The organism is Collimonas arenae (genome assembly GCF_001584165.1).
GTDB lineage: Bacteria > Pseudomonadota > Gammaproteobacteria > Burkholderiales > Burkholderiaceae_D > Collimonas > Collimonas arenae.
The window spans coordinates 1,819,020-1,836,123 of the sequence record NZ_CP013233.1 but is presented as its reverse complement, the minus strand read 5'-3'; the positions used below and the strand labels follow the sequence as shown (position 1 = coordinate 1,836,123).

At 58.0% G+C, this 17,104-nt stretch carries 11 protein-coding genes and 5 pseudogenes; 6 read left to right on the top strand and 10 right to left on the bottom strand.

The window, feature by feature from the left end:
* Both parC and CAter10_RS08680 read left to right on the top strand, forming a co-directional pair.
* Positions 1 to 2,319 carry a DNA topoisomerase IV subunit A gene (gene parC / locus CAter10_RS08685; protein ID WP_061533105.1) on the top strand — a complete coding sequence of 773 codons (2,319 nt, stop codon included), beginning with the start codon at positions 1 to 3 and terminating at the stop codon, positions 2,317 to 2,319.
* Between the two features lie 302 nt (positions 2,320 to 2,621).
* The gene (locus tag CAter10_RS08680) at positions 2,622 to 3,053 is read left to right on the top strand and encodes a DUF1090 domain-containing protein (protein ID WP_082797843.1); all 432 of its coding nucleotides are present in this window, start codon (positions 2,622 to 2,624) and stop codon (positions 3,051 to 3,053) included.
* 145 nt (positions 3,054 to 3,198) lie between these two features.
* Here the strand turns inward: CAter10_RS08680 and CAter10_RS08675 are convergent.
* The 6 genes and pseudogenes from CAter10_RS08675 to CAter10_RS08650 all read right to left on the bottom strand — a co-directional run bounded on the left by CAter10_RS08675 (position 3,199) and on the right by CAter10_RS08650 (position 8,185).
* Positions 3,199 to 4,229 (bottom strand): annotated as a pseudogene (locus CAter10_RS08675) (threonine aldolase family protein).
* Between the two features lie 160 nt (positions 4,230 to 4,389).
* Positions 4,390 to 5,583 (bottom strand): aminotransferase-like domain-containing protein, encoded by a 1,194-nt coding sequence (locus CAter10_RS08670; RefSeq protein ID WP_061533103.1) that lies wholly within the window; start codon positions 5,581 to 5,583, stop codon positions 4,390 to 4,392.
* Between the two features lie 144 nt (positions 5,584 to 5,727).
* Positions 5,728 to 6,186, bottom strand: a complete 459-nt coding sequence (locus CAter10_RS08665; RefSeq protein WP_061533102.1) for a RidA family protein — start codon at positions 6,184 to 6,186, stop codon at positions 5,728 to 5,730.
* A gap of 182 nt (positions 6,187 to 6,368) precedes the next feature.
* Positions 6,369 to 7,246: pseudogene (locus tag CAter10_RS08660) on the bottom strand (DMT family transporter).
* Positions 7,247 to 7,271: 25 nt separating this feature from the next.
* On the bottom strand, positions 7,272 to 7,865 hold the full coding sequence (locus CAter10_RS08655) for a LysE family translocator (protein WP_061533101.1): 594 nt from the start codon (positions 7,863 to 7,865) through the stop codon (positions 7,272 to 7,274).
* Positions 7,865 to 8,185, bottom strand: coding sequence for a DUF2917 domain-containing protein (locus CAter10_RS08650; protein ID WP_061533100.1), 321 nt, complete (start codon positions 8,183 to 8,185; stop codon positions 7,865 to 7,867). Before CAter10_RS08650 ends, CAter10_RS08655 begins: the two co-directional genes overlap by 1 nt.
* Positions 8,186 to 8,334: 149 nt before the next feature.
* Here CAter10_RS08650 and CAter10_RS08645 point away from each other — a divergent pair.
* Together CAter10_RS08645 and htpG are read left to right on the top strand one after the other, a co-directional pair.
* Positions 8,335 to 9,800: pseudogene (locus CAter10_RS08645) on the top strand (aminotransferase-like domain-containing protein).
* 157 nt (positions 9,801 to 9,957) lie between these two features.
* Positions 9,958 to 11,871: a molecular chaperone HtpG gene (htpG, locus tag CAter10_RS08640; protein ID WP_061533099.1), complete on the top strand. Its 1,914-nt coding sequence runs from the start codon at positions 9,958 to 9,960 to the stop codon at positions 11,869 to 11,871.
* Positions 11,872 to 11,978: 107 nt separating this feature from the next.
* Here the strand turns inward: htpG and CAter10_RS08635 are convergent, their stop codons facing one another.
* Positions 11,979 to 12,941, bottom strand: coding sequence for an NAD-dependent epimerase/dehydratase family protein (locus CAter10_RS08635; RefSeq protein ID WP_061533098.1), 963 nt, complete (start codon positions 12,939 to 12,941; stop codon positions 11,979 to 11,981).
* Positions 12,942 to 12,951: 10 nt separating this feature from the next.
* Positions 12,952 to 14,158: pseudogene (gene kbl / locus CAter10_RS08630) on the bottom strand (glycine C-acetyltransferase).
* Between the two features lie 117 nt (positions 14,159 to 14,275).
* Between kbl and CAter10_RS08625 the strand changes: the two are divergent.
* Positions 14,276 to 14,857, top strand: coding sequence for a helix-turn-helix domain-containing protein (locus CAter10_RS08625; RefSeq protein WP_061535244.1), 582 nt, complete (start codon positions 14,276 to 14,278; stop codon positions 14,855 to 14,857).
* A gap of 91 nt (positions 14,858 to 14,948) precedes the next feature.
* Here CAter10_RS08625 and CAter10_RS08620 read toward each other — a convergent pair whose 3' ends face one another.
* Both CAter10_RS08620 and CAter10_RS08615 read right to left on the bottom strand, forming a co-directional pair.
* Positions 14,949 to 15,407, bottom strand: a complete 459-nt coding sequence (locus CAter10_RS08620) for an outer membrane lipoprotein (RefSeq protein ID WP_061533097.1) — start codon at positions 15,405 to 15,407, stop codon at positions 14,949 to 14,951.
* 217 nt (positions 15,408 to 15,624) lie between these two features.
* A pseudogene (locus CAter10_RS08615) lies at positions 15,625 to 16,376 on the bottom strand (SDR family oxidoreductase).
* 182 nt (positions 16,377 to 16,558) lie between these two features.
* On the opposite strand from CAter10_RS08615, the gene CAter10_RS08610 reads away from it, so the two are divergent.
* Complete coding sequence (locus CAter10_RS08610; RefSeq protein ID WP_061533096.1) at positions 16,559 to 17,056, top strand: DNA-deoxyinosine glycosylase; 498 nt, start codon at positions 16,559 to 16,561, stop codon at positions 17,054 to 17,056.
* Positions 17,057 to 17,104: the final 48 nt, after the last annotated feature.

Sequence of the window (17,104 nt, the reverse complement as noted above, 5' to 3'; positions counted from 1 at the left end):
ATGACTGACCAAAACGATCTATTTGCCACCCCGGACGCCCCTTCCCCTGATGCAGAATCGTTAACGCTTGCCACCTTCGCCGAACGCGCTTACCTCGACTACGCGATTTCCGTCGTCAAGGGCCGTGCCCTGCCGGACGTCTCCGACGGTCAGAAGCCGGTACAGCGCCGCATCCTGTACGCAATGAACGAGCTTGGCCTGAACGCCGCCGCCAAGCCGCGCAAATCAGCGCTGGTGGTCGGCGATGTGCTCGGCAAACTGCATCCGCACGGCGACCAGTCGGTATACGACGCGCTGGTGCGGATGACTCAGGATTTCTCGCTACGCTATCCGCTGGTCGACGGCCAGGGTAACTTCGGCTCACGCGACGGTGACGGCGCCGCGGCGATGCGATACACCGAAGCACGGTTGACGCCGATCGCCCGCCTGCTGCTGGAAGAAATCGACATGGGTACAGTCGATTTCCAGCCCAATTACGATGGTTCCACCGAAGAGCCGCGGCTGCTCCCTGCGCGCCTGCCGTTCGTGCTGCTGAACGGCGCATCGGGGATTGCTGTCGGCCTGGCCACTGAAATTCCGTCGCATAATCTGCAGGAAGTCGCCAAGGCGGCAGTGGCGCTGATCCGTAATCCGGCGCTGAGCCATGCCGAACTGATGCAGATCATCCCCGGCCCTGACTTCCCTGGTGGCGGCCAGATCATTACTTCACCGACTGCCATTTCGGAAATGTACGAGAGTGGTCGCGGCAGCCTGAAAGTGCGCGCCACCTGGAAAATCGAAGACCTGGCGCGTGGCCAGTGGCAAGCGGTAGTAACCGAACTGCCGCCTGGCGCTTCCTCGCAAAAAATCCTGGAAGAAATCGAGGAGCTGACCAATCCGAAGATCAAGCTCGGCAAGAAGACCCTGACGCCGGAACAACTGGCGCTCAAGACGTCCATCTTGTCAGTGCTCGATACCGTGCGCGACGAATCCGGACGCGATGCGCCGGTGCGGTTGGTGTTCGAGCCGAAGTCGAAGAACCTCGACCAGACCGAATTCACCAACATGCTGTTGGCGCACACCTCGCTGGAAAGCAGCGCCTCGATCAACCTGGTGATGATTGGCGGCGATGGCCGTCCACGCCAGAAGGGCCTGGGCATGATCCTGCGCGAGTGGATCACTTTCCGCTTCGCCACCATCACACGCCGCTCGCAATATAAGCTACAGAAAATTGAAGACCGCATTCATATTCTCGAAGGCCGCGAAGCGATCCTGCTGAATATCGACAAGGTCATCAAGATCATCCGCGAATCGGACGAGCCAAAACCGGCGCTGATTGCCGCGTTCAAATTGTCCGACCGCCAGGCCGAAGATATTCTGGAAATCCGCCTGCGCCAATTGGCGCGCCTGGAAACCATCAAGATCCAGCAGGAACTGGCCGAGCTGCGCAACGAGAAAGCTACGCTGCAAGACCTGCTCGACAATCCGGCATCGATGAAGCGACTGGTGATCAAGGAAATCGAAGCCGACCAGAAACAGTTCGGCGATGCCCGCCGTACATTGATCGAAGCGGCCGAAAAGGCCGTGGTGGAAACCAAGGTAGTGGATGAACCGGTCACCGTCATCATCTCCCAAAAAGGCTGGGTGCGCGCGCGCACCGGCCATGGCCATGACGCGAGCCAATTCGGCTTCAAGGCTGGCGATACGCTGTACGGTGCATTCGAATGCCGCACCGTCGACAACCTACTGACTTTCGGATCCAACGGCCGTATCTATTCAGTGCCAGTATCGACATTGCCGAACGCACGCGGCGACGGCGTGCCGATCACAACCTTGATCGATCTCGCCAGCGGCAGCAGCATCCTGCACTACTTCGCCGGCCCGTCAGACCGTACATTGTTGTTGGCATCGTCGGGCGGCTATGGCTTTACTGCCAAGATCGGCGATATGCTGAGCCGGGTCAAGGCCGGCAAAGCCTTCATCACGCTCGACGAAGGCGACCTGTCGCTGTCGCCGCAGGCACTCGACAGCAGCGTCAGCGCGATTGCCTGCCTGTCGGAAAAGGGACGCCTGCTGGTGTTCGGCCTGGATGAATGCAAATCGCTTAGCAACGGCGGTCGCGGTGTGATCTTGATGGAACTGGAAAGCAATGAGAAGCTGCTGGCGGCACAACCGATCAGTCAACGCGGGGTCTTAGTGTCCGGCGTTGGCCGCGGCGGCAAAGCGCAACAGGTTGCCTTGTCGGCATCGGGACTGGCTCCACATATCGGCAAGCGCGCCCGCAAAGGGAAAGTGTTGGAGTCGAAACTGAAGCCGGTGGCGTTGACTGCTCAGACCTGATGTAACGCCCCGTCGGGTGGGCAGAAAATTCTGCCCCACGCGTCTCCCGAATTTCGTGTGAGCGCAGGTGCCCACCCAACTTACCTACCTGTTTGCCCTTGTAAGATTTGTGCTGGCGTAACCACCGCCACCAGATATGGAAACTCTTAAAAATTACTAGGAATTGTCTGAAATTTGGTCGAAATGCCAATTATCCTTGACGCAAAGTGGCGGATTAACGATATTGATGGTCCTGACGCGACCCTCGGCCACACGGCCTCAATGGTCAATCGCATTAATTCATCTGTTTAAAAAGGGATAACATGAAAACCAGACTAATCGCCCCTATCCTTTCCGTATCCATGCTGATTGCCGGCCATGCCTACGCAGACACGGTCAATTGCGCAACAAAAGCCAATCAGATACAAACTCAAATTGATTTCGCCAAGAAAGCCGGCAACATCAATCAAGTCGCCGGCCTGGAAAAGGCACTGAAGGAAACCCAGCAACACTGCACAGATGCCCGCCAAACCCAGCGCGCGGAAGAAGAAGTACGAAAGAAGCAGGCAGATGTTGACGAGGCTCGCCAAGACATCAGCAAAGCAGAAACCAAATTGCGCGAAGCACAAGCCAACGGCAATACCAAGAAAATCGAGAAGGCACAAAAGAAACTGACCGAAAAGCAAGCCGATCTGCAAGAAGAACGGGAAGAACTGCGCGCTGCGCAAGCGGATCTGTCTGCATTAAAGAACTGACGCGTCACTAAGCTGAAAATCGTCTCGGCAATCAAAAAAAGGAGGACTTTTCCTCCTTTTTATTACTCCCAAGGCAAAATTAGGGTCAGAGTCAAATTAATTTAATTTGACTCTGACCCTAATTGTTTCCTGACCCCAATTGTTTCTATGCAATGCAGATGCTACGTAACTCCGCTGCAAAACGTTCCACCGTTTCCGGCTGTGTATCCCAGGCACACATCAGGCGACAACCGCCGCACCGATGAATTGGTAGAACTTCCAGCCGCCCGCCCGCATTGCCTGGGCGGCATGGTTCGGCAACTCCGCGAAAACGGCATTCGATTCCGGCTCGAACAGTACCCGCACGCCGGGAATATCGCGCAGGCGCTGATGCAGCAATTTCGCCATGGCGTTTGCATGGCGGGCATTGCGCAGCCAGACATCGTTGTCGAGCAAGCCGAGCCAGGGTGCGGAAATGAAACGCATCTTGGATGCGAGTTGACCGGCCTGTTTGACGCGATAGGCGAAATCCTCGGCCAGCACCTTGTCGAAGAACACCACCACCTCACCCACCGGCAGACCGTTCTTGGTACCGCCGAAGCACAATACATCGACGCCGGCGCGCCAGGTGATCTCGGAAGGATGCACGTTCAGTGAAGCCACCGCGTTGGCAAAGCGCGCGCCATCCATGTGCACGCGTAGCTGGCGGCGCTTGGCAATGGCAGCGATCGCACGAACTTCCTCGACGGTATAGACGGTGCCGACTTCGGTCGATTGCGTGATGCTGACCACTTTCGGCCGCGGGTAGTGGATATCGGCGCGCTTGGTCACCAATGCCTCGATTGCATCCGGCGTCAGTTTGCCATTCTCGCCTTTAGCCGTCAGCAGCTTGGAACCGTTGGAAAAAAATTCAGGACCGCCGCACTCATCGGTTTCGATGTGCGCCAGCTCATGGCAGATCACCGAATGATAGGACTGACATAGCGACGCCAGCGCCAGCGAATTGGCGGCGGTGCCGTTGAATACAAAGAACACATCGCAATCGGTCTGGAACAGGTCGCGCATGCGATCGCACACGCGTTGGGTCCAGGCGTCGTCGCCATAGGACGACTCGTGGCCGCTGTCATTGCTCTTGAGCAGATACTCAAGCGCTTCCGGACAAATGCCGGCTTGGTTGTCGGAGGCAAATTGTTGCATGGAGCACCTTTGATCGATGTGGACCGCTACAAATGGCAAACGATGAAACTGCCAAGGGCCAACGCCTGCTCGCACGGCATGTGCTGCAGGCGCTGGCCCAGGCTTGCTATCTTGCATCCTGCCTGAACAATGCAGCAATCAGACAGTATGCGCATTCAAATCAAATCTTCGCCGCAATCAACTTGCCCAGACGCTCGATCCCTTCGCGGATCTTGGCCGGAGGGACTGTCACGAAGCTCAGGCGCAGCGTATGTTTTTCCGGGGTGTTGCCATAGAACGGTGCGCCCGGAACAAATGCGACATGCTGTTGAACTGCTTCGTCCAGCAATTTCATGCTATCGATATGCTTCGGCAAGGTCACCCAGATGAACATGCCGCCTTCCGGCTTGGTCCAGCTGCACTCGCTTGGGAAGTAGGTTTTCAGCGCATCCAGCATGGCATCGCACTGGTCCGAATACAATTTACGAATGGTCGGGATGTGCTCGTTGAGGAAGCCGTCCTTGATGGTGTTGTAGACCACCATTTGCGTCAGCTGCGCGGTATGCAGGTCGGTTGCTTGCTTGGCCTGCTCCAGCTTCTCGATCAGCGGCCGCGGCGCGACCACGTAACCCAAACGGATGCCTGGCGTCAGGATCTTGGAGAACGATCCCATGTAGATCACCCCGCCCGGATTCATGCTGAGCATCTTCGGCAGCGGTTCAGTGCGATAGCTGAGAGCGCCGTAAGGATCGTCTTCGATCAGCGGCAGGCCGAGCCGGGCGCAGATATCGACCAGCGCATGCCGGCGCTCCACTGACAGCGTGCGGCCGGTTGGGTTCTGGAAGTTCGGCAATGCGTACAACATGCGCGCGCCCTGCCCCAGCGTTGCCACCGTCTCCGGCAGCAAGCCGCCTTCATCGCTCGGCACCGACACGAATTCCGGGCCATACAGCGAGAATGCCTGCAATGCCCCCAGATAGCTCGGCGTCTCGACCAGCACCTTGCTGCCTTCATCGATCAGCACCTTGCCCAGCAGATCCAGGCCTTGCTGCGAACCGGAGGTCATCAGCACCTGGTTCGGCAAAATCTTGGCGCCGTTGGTCGACAGCGAATCGGCCACCCACTCGCGCAGCGGGCCGTAGCCATCGGTCGGGCCGTATTGCAACGCCACTTTGCCTTGCTCGGACAATACCTTGTCGAATGCCACCTTCAATTGCTCGACCGGGAAAGTCGCCGGCGACGGCAAGCCACCGGCGAACGAAATGATTTCCGGGCGCATGGTGATCTTCAGGATTTCGCGAATGGCGGAGCTTTGCAGTTTCTGTGCACGCTCCGAAAAACGCCATTCAAGCGGGGTTGGATTTTCGATTTTCATATGATTCTCTTCAAGTGATCTTATCTTTTAAGAGGCGCCGGTCCGGTGCCCAGCCTATGCTGGAACGCTGGGCAGACGCCCATGATTTTTATGATCTGCCGTCTCCTGGGCCGATAGCGGATAACGCTACCAGAACTGCGCGGACTACTCTATTTCAGCAATCATTTCAATTTCAACGCAGGCGCCCAACGGCAGTTGCGCTACGCCAAATGCGGAACGGGCATGCTTGCCCTGCTCGCCAAACACTTCGCCGATCAGTTCCGAGGCACCGTTGGTGACCAGATGCTGTTCAGTGAAATCACCGGTCGAATTGACCAGGCTCATCAGTTTGACGATACGCTTGACGCGCTTCAAGTCGCCGCCGCAGGCCGCCTGCAGGGTGGCGATCAGTTCGATGGCAACGGCGCGCGCGGCCAGTTTGGCTTCTTCGGTAGTGGTGTCCTTGCCCAGTTGCCCAACCCAGATCTTGCCGTCCTTCTTTGGCAGATGGCCGGACAGGTAAACCGTATTGCCGCTTTGGGCATACATCACATAGGCAGCAGCAGGTACGGCAACGGCAGCCAGCGTGATATTCAGGGCTTGCAACTTTTCATAGACAGACATCTGACACTCCGATAGATGGAATCATTTGCCGACGCTTATGGCGCCAGCAACAATGACGGGATAAATGGGATAACGCCGGGTATTTTCCCGGGAAGCCTATGATTATCTCAAATCCGCCGCCAAGTTTGCGAAAAGGTTGGTAATTTATATTTTGCCATCTGGCTAGCGGCTTCAAGCGTCCGTCAGGCAGGTTGTCGCCGCACCGCCATCTTCCGGCCAAACCCCACCACAACCAGCACCGCCAGCGCAAACAGCATATTGCTCGCCTCCAATGTTTCACCTAGCAACAACGCAGCACCCAGCAAACTCAGGAACGGTTGCAACAGTTGTACCTGACCAACCCGGGCGATACCACCCAGGGCCAAGCCCTTGTACCAAAAGAAGAAGCCGATGAACATTGAAAACAGGGAAACGTAGGCAAAACCGAACCAGGCCTTGGGGGACGCATTGATGCCGTAATGCCAACCCAGCCAGACAGTTATCGGCAGCAATATCGGCAGAGCCAACACCAGCGCCCAGCAGATCACCCGTTGGCCGCCCATGGTCTGCGACAGTCGTCCGCCTTCGGCATACCCCATGGCAGCGGCAACCACGGCTGCCAGTAGCGCCAGATCGGCCAACTGCAAACCACCGCCGCCCTGGCTCATCGCAAAGACAATCACGATCGCACTGCCAAGTAGCGCCGCCAGCCAGAATCCGAGCGAAGGCCGTTCGCCGAAGCGCAACGCACCGAACACGGCGGTCGCCAATGGCAGGATGCCAAGCACGATGGCGCCGTGCGAAGCCGGCACGTAACGCATCGCCACCGAAGAAAACAGCGGAAAGCCGACCACCACACCCAACGCGGTCACGGCCAGCGCCTTCCACTGCGCCAGGCTGGGCCGGCTAGCCTTGAGCTTCCACAGCAGGATGATGGCGCACAGCGCCGCCACTACCGCGCGACCGAATGCCACAAATACTGGATTCAGGTCCGCCACTGCCATGCGGGTAAACGGTAGCGTCAGGCTGAATATCGCCACCCGACCGCTCCCAGCCACATGCCCTTCGATTCGTCTGTCATGCCGCGGATCTTTTCCTGTTAGTCGTCAAAGCCAGATGGAGACGGCGGAATAAATGGTCAGCAGCACCATCACCGTACAAAAAACGCGCTGCCACAAGGGTTGCGCCAGATAGCGCCGCAAGATGGACCCCGCCACCGCCCAAACGCCGACGCAAGGCAGATTGATCAGCGAGAATACCAGGCAATAAACGCCAATCGATAGCCAGATCGGCTGCAGTGGCGGCAAAAATGCCGAGGCGCTGGTGATGGCCATGATCCAGGCTTTCGGATTGGCGGCCTGGAATATCGCCGCGCCCAGGAATGTCATCGGCTTGCTGTTGCCGCCGACTTCGGACTTGAACGACATATGGCGCAATTTCCAGGCCAGATAAAGCAGGTATGCCGAGCCCAGTGTTTTCAAGACCACATGAATCGACGGCAGCGCCAGAACCAGGCTGCCGATGCCGGCGGCGCACAGCACCAGCATCACGCCAAAACCGAAGGTGACACCGAGCATGTGCGGAATCGTCCGGTTGAAGCCGAACATGATGCCCGACGAGGTCAACATGATGTTGTTGGGGCCGGGCGTAATCGACGATACGAAAGCAAACACCGCCAGCGGCAACAAGGCTTCTATCATTACGACACGCTGGTAGCTGGATGGAAACCTGGGCCGCGCAAGCGCGCCAGCAGTGTCCGCAGGACGTTCGGGGTACCGCGCTGCGGCAAGCCACTCAAACTGATACGGCTGCTGCCCGGATCGGATTCGACAACCACTACCCGCCCCGGCAGCAAGGTCAGCGAGCGGCCGGCGTGCAGCCAGTGGTCTTCCGGCTGTCCTTCAAAAGTCACCCAGACGCGGCCGCTGACTACCTTCAAGATCAGCTGCTGCTCGGTCACGCCGGACAGCACGCTGCCGCCCGACAAGGTATGAGACTGCTGTTTGAATAGTGTTTGCATGGCTAACTCGCTCCTGGATTTGCAGCATGAATGATTTAGGTCTATGCTAAGCCAATACACCAATACAGTACCAATACAGTTAAACAAGTAATTTCTGACATTGTCCCGGCCGAATCACCGATACAGTAACCTGCACAGCGACCAATACAGTGACCAACAACGCCCCTCCGCGCAAGCTGAGCAACAGCCAGCTGCCATCCACATCTCAGCCTCTGTCGCGCGATAGCGATACCTCGCTGGTCGAGCAGATTGTGCGCAGCATCGAATCCCGCATCAGCGACCGCCTGTTGCGCACCGGCGCCCGCATGCCGTCGATCCGCCAGTTTGCCGATAGCCATAGCGTGTCGCGCTTCACGGTGGTCGAAGCCTACGACCGGCTGGTGGCCAAGGGTTGCCTGGAATCGCGCCGCGGTTCCGGCTTTTATGTGCGCGAACGCTCGCCGCTGCTGGCTGAGCGCGGCAGCAATCCGTCCAGCGACAAGCAACCGCAACTGATTGATGTGGTCTGGCTGGTGCGCAATATGCACCAGCAGGCGCCCAACAAGAAAATGCCCGGCTCTGGCATGTTCCCCAGCGAATGGCTGGATGCCGACCTGATCGCCAACGCCTTGCGCAGCATCAGCCGGCAAAATCCGGCGCAACTGCTGTCCTATGGCATTCCGCAAGGTTTCCTGCCGTTGCGCCAGCAATTGCAATTAAAGATGGCCGAACTGGAAATCGCCGCCACGCCGGAGCAGTTCGTCACCACCACCGGCGTCACCCAGGCGCTGGACCTGGTAGCGCGCCACTTCACCCAGCCCGGCGACGTGATCCTGGTCGACGATCCATCCTGGTTCCTGATGTTTGCCTCGTTCGCCGCACTGGGCGCCAAAGTGGTCGGTGTGCCGCGCCTGGCCGACGGCCCTGACATGGTCAAACTGGCGGAATTGGTGGCGCTGCACAAACCCAAGCTGTACGTGCTGGTGTCGGTGCTGCACAACCCGACTTCGACCTCACTGTCGGCAGCCAAGGCATTCCAGATCCTCAAGCTGGCTGAGGAGCACGATTTCATGATCGTCGAGGACGACATCTATTGCGACATGCACCCCGGCTCGGCGGTGCAGCCTGCGACCCGCATTGCTTCGCTCGACCAGCTCAATCGCGTGATCTACATGGGTGGCTTCTCGAAGACACTCTCCCCAACCTGCGCTCCGGCTTCATCGCCACCACGGTTGAGCTGGCACAGCATTTTGCCGACCGCAAGATGCTGACCAACCTGACCAGCGCCGAAGTCGGCGAGCGGGTCGTCTACAAGATCCTGTCTGAAGGTCACTACCGCAAGCATCTGGACCGCTTGCGCAACAAGCTCGACAGCGTGCGCGACCGCACCATCCGGCAGATGGAAAGGATAGGCATGACGGTCGACATCAGCACCCCGGCTGGCATCTTTGTCTGGGCCGATACCGGCCACGACACCAATGTGATGGCGGAAAAAGCCCTGGCCGAGGGCCTTTTGCTGGCGCCCGGCGCCTTGTTTTCGCCCAGCCAGCTGCCCTCGTCGCGCATGCGGGTCAACGTGGCGGCGATGTCGGACCCGACAATCTGGCGCTTCCTGGAACGGGAATGCGGTAAATAAGGCTAGTTGAGCCGTTGTTGCTCCGCCCACCCTTGTAAAATCCCGATTACTCCCCATTTTTTGAGCAACTCGCAAGATGAGAGCAGCGGCATGCCGGCTGCCTTACCAATTTTTGTCGTTTTTACATCACTATTTCACCATTTATATAGAGGAAACAATGGCCGTATCCGAAAAGCAAACCCTTGGTTTTCAGGCAGAAGTAAAGCAACTGCTGCAATTGATGATTCACTCGCTGTATTCCAACAAGGAAATTTTCCTGCGCGAACTGGTCTCCAATGCATCCGATGCCGCCGACAAGCTGCGCTTTGAAGCGATCAACAACGACGCCCTGTTCGAAAACGATCCTGAACTGAAGATCAAGGTCACTTTCGACAAGGCTGCGCGCACCATCACGATCTCGGATAACGGCATCGGCATGAGCCGCGATGAAGCCATCTCGCACCTCGGCACCATCGCAAAATCCGGCACCAAGGAATTCTTTTCGAAACTGTCCGGCGACCAGCAAAAGGATGCGGCGCTGATCGGCCAGTTTGGCGTCGGCTTTTACTCTGCCTTCATCATTGCCGACAAGATCACCGTCGACACCCGCCGCGCAGGCGCCAGCGCTGCAGAAGGCGTGCGTTGGGAGTCGACCGGCGCCGGCGATTTCAGCGTCGAAGCGATCAACAAGGCATCCCGCGGCACCGACATCACGCTGCATCTGCGCGAAGGCGAAGACGAGTACCTGTCGGCCTGGAAACTGAAATCCATCATCCGCAAATATTCCGACCATATCTCGCTGCCGATCGTGATGCAGAAAGAGGAATGGGACGAAGAAAAGAAAGAAACCGTCGTCAAGGATGAATTCGAAACCGTCAACCAGGCCAGCGCATTGTGGGCGCGTAGCAAATCCGACATCACGGAAGAGCAGTACGTCGAGTTCTACAAGCACGTCTCGCATGATTTCGAAGCACCGCTGACCTATACTCATAACAGGGTCGAAGGCCGTAGCGAATACACGCAACTGCTGTACGTACCGAGCCGTGCACCGTTCGACCTGTGGGACCGCAACAAGCGCGGCGGCATCAAGCTGTACATCAAGCGCGTCTTCATCATGGACGATGCCGAGCAACTGATGCCTATCTACCTGCGCTTCGTCAAGGGCGTAATCGATTCAAGCGACCTGCCGCTGAACGTCTCGCGTGAAATCCTGCAGGAATCGCGCGACGTGCGCGTGATCCGCGAAGGCTCCACCAAACGCGTGCTGAGTTTGCTGGAAGAGCTGGCCAACAGCGACGACCAGGCGCAAAAGGACAAGTACGCGACATTCTGGAAAGAGTTCGGCCAGGTCCTAAAAGAAGGTATCGGCGAAGACGCGACCAACAAGGAAAGAATCGCCAAGTTGTTGCGTTTTGCTTCAACCGCCAACGACAGCGATGCGCAAACCGTGTCGTTCGCCGACTACATCGGCCGCATGAAAGAAGGCCAGAGCAAGATCTATTACGCCACCGGCGAAACCTATGCGGCCGCCAAGAACAGCCCGCACCTGGAAATCTTCCGCAAAAAAGGCGTTGAAGTCTTGTTGCTGACCGACCGCGTTGACGAATGGATGCTGTCCTTCCTGCAGGATTTCGAAGGCAAGGAACTGGCATCGGTCGCCAAGGGCGGCCTCGACCTCGGCACATTGGAAGATGAAGCCGAGAAAAAGCAGCACGAAGAAACCGAAACCCAGTTCAAGGATCTGGTCGAGAAAATGAAAACCGCCCTGGCCGACAAGGCCAAGGATGTACGCGTCACTTTCCGCCTGACCGATTCGCCGGCCTGCCTGGTCGCCGATGAAAACGAACTGTCAGGCAACCTGCTGCGCATGCTGAAGGCCGCCGGCCAGGAAGCGCCGGATTCCAAGCCGATCCTGGAAATCAATCCGGACCATCCGCTGGTGCAACGCCTGAAGTATGAAGACGCCAAGTTCGGCGACTGGTCGCACATCCTGTTCGACCAAGCCTTGCTGGCTGAAGGCGGCGCGCTGGCCGATCCGTCGGGCTTCGTCAAGCGCCTGAATGAAATGTTGCTGGGCATGGCTGGCAAATAAGCTTGCGCGGATGGCTTGCCCATCCGCACCAGGTAAATAAAAAGGCTGGAAGACGTCATGTCTTCCAGCCTTTTTCTATTTCAGCAACATACGCGCCGCCCTTTGTCTCAAGCCGCTTTTCCTTGCGCGGCCGGCTGGGCTGCGGCCAGATGCGTCAGCATGTCGTCGACCATGTCGGCCAGGCTGTAAGCCGGCGTCCATGACCACTCTTCGCGTGCCTTGCTGTCGTCGATCGAGCGCGGCCAGGCATCGGCGATCACTTGCCGGAAATCGGGCTGATAGCGCATCTCGAAAGCCGGATAGCGTCGACGAATAATGTCCGCCAGTTCGCGCGGCGCAAAACTCCATGCGGCAAGATTGTATGAACCAACCACTTTGAGTTGCTCCTTTGGTGCGCTCATCAATTCGATGGTGGCGCGCACTGCATCAGGCATGTACATCATCGGCAATGTGCTGTCGACATCGAGGAAACTCGTATAGTTTTTACCTGCCGCAGCCGCAAACAGGGCTTGAATGGCGTAATCGGTAGTGCCACCGCCAGGCTCGGCGGAATAGCTGATCAGGCCCGGGTAACGCAGGCTGCGGATGTCCATGCCGTATTTTTCGGCGTACCAGGCGCACCAGTGCTCGCCGGCCAGTTTGGAGATGCCGTAGACGGTTTTGGGATCCATGGCGCCAACCTGCGGCGCATTGTCACGCGGAGTTGACGGGCCGAAGGCGGCGATCGAGCTCGGCCAGAACACTTTGGAGAGCTTTGCCTGCCGCGCCACTTCCAGCACGTTCAACAAGCCGGTCATATTCAGGTTCCAGGCCCATTCCGGATGCTCCTCCCCCTTTGCCGACAAGGCTGCCGCCAGGTGATAGATTTCGCCGACATTGTGCTGCGCCACCACATCAGCCAAGCGCTTGGCGTCGGTCACATCCAATGTCTCATAGGACAATTGCGGGTGCCGGCCTTGCGGCTGGATATCACTTGTCACAACCTGGCTGGCACCATGCAATTTGACGAGCGCCGTCGTCAGTTCGGTGCCGATCTGGCCGTTGGCGCCGATTACCAATATCTTTTTCATATTTCTCTCTTCAGTTCTTCACCAGGCCGAGTTCCTCGCCTGCTTGCCGGAAAATCGCTACCGCGCGCTGCAATGTCGCCTCGTCGTGCACCGCCGACATCTGCACCCGGATGCGCGCCTGCCCTTGCGGCACCACTGGATAGAAGAAACCGACCGCATACACGCCCAGTTCGTACAGGCGGCGCGACAGCTTTTGCGCAACCACGGCGTCGTACACCATCAGCGGTACGATCGGATGCGTGCCGGCTTGATGTCGAAACCGGCTTCAGTGATCGCCTTACGGAAGTACACCGTATTGCGCTCCAGGCGGTCACGCAGCTCGGTCGATGCTTCCAACAGGTTCAATGCTTCAATCGAGGCGCCGACGATGGCTGGCATCAAGGTATTCGAGAACAGATAAGGCCGTGAACGTTGCCGTAACAGTTCGATCACTTCGCGCTTGCCGGCTGTGAAGCCGCCGCTGGCGCCGCCCAGGGCCTTGCCGAGCGTACCGGTGATGACATCGACCTTGCCGAAAATGCCGCGCGCTTCGTGCGTGCCACGACCGCGTTCCCCCATGAAACCGGTAGCGTGGCAATCGTCAACGCCGAGCAATGCGTCGTACTTGTCGCACAGCTGGCGGATTTCGCCGAGTTGCGCGATCGTACCATCCATCGAAAACACGCCGTCGGTAAACACCATCGCAAAGCGTGCGTTATCGGCCGCGCTTCTTTCAGGCAGCGCTCCAGGTCGGCCATGTCGTTGTGCGCGTAACGGTAGCGTTTGGCCTTGCACAGGCGGATGCCGTCAATGATCGAGGCGTGGTTGAGCGAATCGCTGATGATCGCATCCTGCTCGCCCAGCAACGGCTCGAACAAGCCGCCGTTGGCGTCGAACGCCGCAGCGTACAGGATGCAGTCCTCAGTGCCGAGGAAAGTCGACAGGCGCTGCTCCAGCTCGCGGTGGATATCCTGCGTGCCGCAAATGAAACGCACCGAACTCATGCCGAAACCATGCGTATCGAGTGCCGCGTGAGCGGCCTTGATCAAGGCCGGATGCGACGATAAGCCAAGATAGTTGTTGGCGCACAAATTGATCAATTCGCCATTTTCGGTATCGATCTTGCCGCCTTGCGGGCCAAGGATCAAACGTTCGGATTTCATCAGGCCGGCAGCCTGGATAGCGGTCAATTCGTCGCGGATATGGGCGTAAAAGCCCGGAGAACTGTTTTGCGTCATTGTCGGCCTCGATCTTATATAATATATCGTTCGATATTCGATATATCGAACACAAATTCCACGATAATGCACAAAAACAAGACTGTCAACCAGATGGACGGCAATTCAGGAAAAAATATGGCGGACAAGAATTCAGACGACGCACCACCGAAAGTCGGCGACACCCTGGTAAGACTGCGCCAGGCCGATGGGCTGTCGCTCGACGCCCTGTCCAAGCGCGCCGGCGTCTCCAAGTCCATGCTATCGCAAATTGAAAGAAACCAGGCAAACCCAACGGTTGCAGTGGTATGGCGCCTGGCGAACGCGCTTGGCGTGCCGATCTCGTTGCTGGTCGACGGCAACCAGGCTGCTCCGGCCTCAATCGAAACCTTGCCCAGCCATGCGACGCCGTCACTGCGTTCGCGCGACGGCCATTGCGTGCTGCGCATTCTCGGGCCGATTGAGCTGGCCGGTCAGTTCGAATGGTATGAGTTGTCGGTAGAACCCGGCGGCTGCCTCGATTCGGATGCGCACGAACCGGCTTCCCGCGAACACCTGACTGTGCTGTCAGGCACGCTGGAAGTGCAAAGCGGCACCAACGTAACGAAAATAAAAGTAGGCGAAACCGCAAGATATGCCGCTGACCGCCCACATTACATCAAAAATGTCGGCAAGAGCATGGCGACGGCGCTGCTGGTGGTGATTCACAACGGTTCTTAGGGCCGCCCCTCAGGCAAATGAAAAAGGCTGGGAGAGACACGCGTCGCTCCCAGCCTTTTGCTTCCATGACGGCTTGTCGCCGTCCTGATTTTTAGTGGGTAACCCGGGTCACACCACGAGACGACAGCAAACGCACACGGTCGCCGACATTGAACTGCTCATCGGCATCCTGGGTGATTGCGCGCAGTTCGCCATTGCTCAGGCGCACGGTAATTTCCAGGCCTGGACGCTTGCTCAGGTTGCTTTCCACCTGGTTGCCGACAATCCCGCCCAACACTGCACCGACCACGCCGGCAGCCAACGAACCGTTGCCGCTGCCGATCGTCGAACCGGCTGCGACGGCGCCCAGCGCGCCGCCTGCCAACGTTCCAGCGCCACCGCCGGTATTCTTGTCGATCGTTACCGGACGTACCGAATCCACAACGCCCATGCGCACGGTTTGCTCGCCTTGCGCCTGGCTGCTGCTATAAACGCTGGCAGAATTCGGGGGCAAGGCACAGCCTGCCAATACCACAAGCGCGGCGACTGCGATCAGATTTTCATTCTTGATAACTCCATTTAGATGTTCTCACATTGGAAATGGCTGACTATACGGTAACCCGCAGGCGCACCAGCTTGCAGGGGTTGCCAGGTGATCCATAAAGCAGCGGTAACGTTTTTTATAAGACAAGGCTGATTTTTCAGCAACATTATCTATTTTAACAATGTTTCCCGGTTCTTTGATGATTCGACAAATCCGCGACTGCGTACAAGCCGCACATAGACAATCAACGCCCGCCGGCGACATCGATGAACGATCCGGTCGAATACGACGCGGCATCCGACAGCAACCAGAGAATCGCCTGCGCCACTTCTTCGGCGCTGCCACCACGCCGCATCGGCACGCTGTCCTTGACCCGATCGACCCGGCCCGGCTCGCCGCCGCTGGCATGGATATCAGTATAAATTACACCGGGCCGCACTGCATTGACCCGGATGCCCTGGTCGGCGACCTCCTTTGCCAGGCCGACGGTCATCGCATCGATGGCGCCCTTGGAGGCGGCATAATCGACATATTCGCCCGGCCCGCCAAGTTTTTTTGCAGCCATTGATGACAAGTTGACGATCGCCCGCCCTGGCCGCCGAATTTGGTCGACATGCGCCGCACCGCTTCTCGCGCACACAGAAAGCTGCCGACGATATTGGTGGTGAAAACGCGCTGCAGACGCGCCACATCCATCTCTTCGACGCGCATCTGACGCTCAAGTATCCCGGCGTTATTGACCAAAGCGCTAAGCGTACCGAGTTCATTATCAACCACCTGAAACAACTTAAGCACGTCGGCCTCGACGGCAACATCGCCGGCCACTGCCAGCGCCTCGCCGCCCGCAGCGCGGATCGCATCGACCACGGCTTGCGCCGCGGCCTGGTTATGGACGTAGTTGACACACACTGCGTAGCCGCGGGCAGCGGCCAGGTGCGCGGTTGCGGCGCCGATGCCGCGGCTGGCGCCGGTGATGATGACGACTGGTTTTGACATGCGCGCTCCTTATTTCGATAGTCGTGGATAGTCTTGCTAATAGCGCAGTAACACAATGATCGCTATTCTAGGGCCAGTTGCGGTTTACCTGTCGACACCTCCATAAAAGCCGAGTTGCATGGATAATAGGAACTCGCCTCAGCCGCCACACGTTCTTCACCACAGGTAATCCATCGCCGCCAATGACCGCTATCGCACCACAACCCGCACTGACCGGTTTTCCGCCAGTGATAGACTCCAGCACCCGAATCCTGATTCTCGGCAGCTTCCCCGGTGTAGCCTCGCTCAGCGCCCAGCAATACTACGGCCACCCGCGCAACCAGTTCTGGGCACTACTGTCAGCGGTGCTCGGCGACGACTTGGTTGGGCTGGTCTATGCCGATCGGCTGGCATGCCTGCAATCGCATCGGATCGGATTATGGGACGTGATCGCAGGTTGCGAGCGGATCGGCAGCCTCGATAGCGCCATCCGCAACGCCCAGGCGAATCAGTTCGATCTGCTGCGCCAGCACTGTCCGCAGTTGGTCCGAGTTTGCTTCAATGGCAAAACTTCCGGAAAATTCGCCCCGCAGTTTGCGACCGCCGGCTACGACACGCTGGTGCTGCCCTCGTCGTCACCGGCCAATGCCCAGACAACATTTACTCAAAAATTACAGCTGTGGCGCGGTATCATTGCCTGATGTAATTTATTTCACAGCCGGATGTCGCCGCATCCGGTTTTATTTGCT

Coding starts and splice junctions, on each gene's coding strand:
- CAter10_RS08670 (WP_061533103.1), bottom strand. CDS start 5,583: ATGAAAATCGAAAATCCAACCCCGCTTGAATGGCGTTTTTCGGAGCGT.
- parC (WP_061533105.1), top strand. CDS start 1: ATGACTGACCAAAACGATCTATTTGCCACCCCGGACGCCCCTTCCCCT.
- CAter10_RS08635 (WP_061533098.1), bottom strand. CDS start 12,941: ATGAAAAAGATATTGGTAATCGGCGCCAACGGCCAGATCGGCACCGAA.
- CAter10_RS08610 (WP_061533096.1), top strand. CDS start 16,559: ATGACCGCTATCGCACCACAACCCGCACTGACCGGTTTTCCGCCAGTG.
- htpG (WP_061533099.1), top strand. CDS start 9,958: ATGGCCGTATCCGAAAAGCAAACCCTTGGTTTTCAGGCAGAAGTAAAG.
- CAter10_RS08655 (WP_061533101.1), bottom strand. CDS start 7,865: ATGATAGAAGCCTTGTTGCCGCTGGCGGTGTTTGCTTTCGTATCGTCG.
- CAter10_RS08650 (WP_061533100.1), bottom strand. CDS start 8,185: ATGCAAACACTATTCAAACAGCAGTCTCATACCTTGTCGGGCGGCAGC.
- CAter10_RS08665 (WP_061533102.1), bottom strand. CDS start 6,186: ATGTCTGTCTATGAAAAGTTGCAAGCCCTGAATATCACGCTGGCTGCC.
- CAter10_RS08680 (WP_082797843.1), top strand. CDS start 2,622: ATGAAAACCAGACTAATCGCCCCTATCCTTTCCGTATCCATGCTGATT.
- CAter10_RS08625 (WP_061535244.1), top strand. CDS start 14,276: ATGGCGGACAAGAATTCAGACGACGCACCACCGAAAGTCGGCGACACC.